Consider the following 1655-nt stretch of genomic DNA (forward strand, 5'->3'; position numbering starts at 1 on the left):
AGCCGGAGGGGATGGTCCCGTCACCCCGCACCCGCTGGACGTAGGCATCGAAGGAGACCGCATCGCGGTCGTCGTACCACGCGACGAAGACGCCCCCCTCGCCGTCGAGCGCGACCGCCTGGGGCGACTGCGACCTCGGCAGCGAGCACAGCAAGAGTCCCTCAGCAGGCCAACCCGGGGAGACCTGCCCCGCCGCCGTGATGCGCTGCAGGTAGGCATCTGAGTCAAGTTGGTTGCGGGCGTCGGTCCACGCGACGTAGACGCCTCCCGCCCCGTCCTCGATCACGCGGTGGTAGTTCGTTCCGCAGGAGTCCCCGCACACCGGCACGCCGGTGGACGGGCTCCAGAGCTGCGCCCACGCAGACGCGGGCAGCGCGAGCATGAGGGTGGTCGCGAGGAGTGGCAGCGAGCGAGGGGTCACATCGACATCCCACTGTTCGGACTGCGATCAAGCGCAGGGCCCATCCGGGCCGAGCCCGACCACGAGAAAGATGTTGACAGAGCCCCGGGGGGGGGGGGCTAGCGTTTTCTCGTTCGCCGTCGCGCCGCCCCGCCGCCTGCCCAACCTCCCGCCGCGGTCGCGTCTCTGCTTGTGCCTGCTGGTCATCGCGCGTGGAGGCCCATCATGCTGAGCGTCGTCACGGCCCCCGGGTACGCTTGCGCACCCCTCCTTCACTCCCGGTACGTCGCATCCATCCTCGCGAGCCTTGTCCTGCTGTCGTTCGGCACACCCCGCGTGCACGCCCAAGCCAACCTGGAGGGCAGGTGGACTCCGCCCGAGAACTGGAGCGCGGGGAACGAGGGGAAATACGCGATCCATCTCCTGCTGGTTCCCGAGGCGAACAACCCCGACAGCAGCCGCATCCTGTGGTTCGCGGGGCAGTACCTCGGCCATCCCTTCCGCGGAGGCGAGTGGCGCTGGGGACCCGGCAACGACGCCTGCGCGGAATCGCCGAGCGCGGGCTGGGGGCCACCGTTAGCGGATCCCGCGCCGCCGGCCCCGGTGATGAACCTGTTCTGCACGAGCCATGCCCCGCTGGGGACGGACGGGCGCATCGTGTTCGCCGGTGGCGACGACCACGTCACCCATTCCTACGGGGAGAAACAGTCACGCCTCGTCCAGCCGGGGTCCGGCACCAACCAGAGCACCTGGCCACTTCCGAATCCGGGGCTGATGCACGACTGGCGATGGTATCCCACCTCTACGACCCTGCGTGACGGTCGCGTGCTGGTGACGGGCGGTTTCCGTCCTCCCCACCACCGAGTGTTCGGCGGCAAGCGCGGGACCACGGCGCCACCGGCGAGCCCCTCGTGGGGCGACACGCTGTCCCGTTTCCTGCCGGCGGACGGTGGGTTCTGGGATGCCCGCGTGCTGCCGGCGGCGGATCAGGTGACCGGCAATCGCCCCGATCCCCGCCATGCCCACAGCGGGGTAGAAATGGCGAAGGTGCCCGACTTCCAGGCACAGGTGTACTTTGGCGGCATCGGGAGTGATGGTCAGCCGCGCAACGACACCTGGTTCATCACTCGCGACGACAACCCGACGGGCGCCGACTACACGTACCGGTGGAAGGAACCCACCGTGCTCGGAACACCGCCGGCGAAGCGCAGCGACCACACCGCGGTCGCGGCACTCGGCGGCCAGATGGTGGTCT

The 1655-nt window shown here is 69.6% G+C and carries 2 protein-coding genes; one reads left to right on the top strand and one right to left on the bottom strand.

Translation table 11 applies throughout. From position 1 onward, the window contains the following. A partial coding sequence (locus tag ACRDSQ_RS32585; protein ID WP_431426492.1) for a hypothetical protein occupies positions 1-421 on the bottom strand: 421 nt, incomplete at its 3' end. A gap of 204 nt (positions 422-625) precedes the next feature. Here ACRDSQ_RS32585 and ACRDSQ_RS32590 point away from each other — a divergent pair. After that, on the top strand, positions 626-1655 hold a 1030-nt coding region (locus ACRDSQ_RS32590; RefSeq protein WP_431426493.1), incomplete at its 3' end, for a hypothetical protein.

It is taken from the genome of Actinokineospora sp. (genome assembly GCF_050699995.1).
Taxonomy (GTDB): domain Bacteria; phylum Actinomycetota; class Actinomycetes; order Mycobacteriales; family Pseudonocardiaceae; genus Actinokineospora.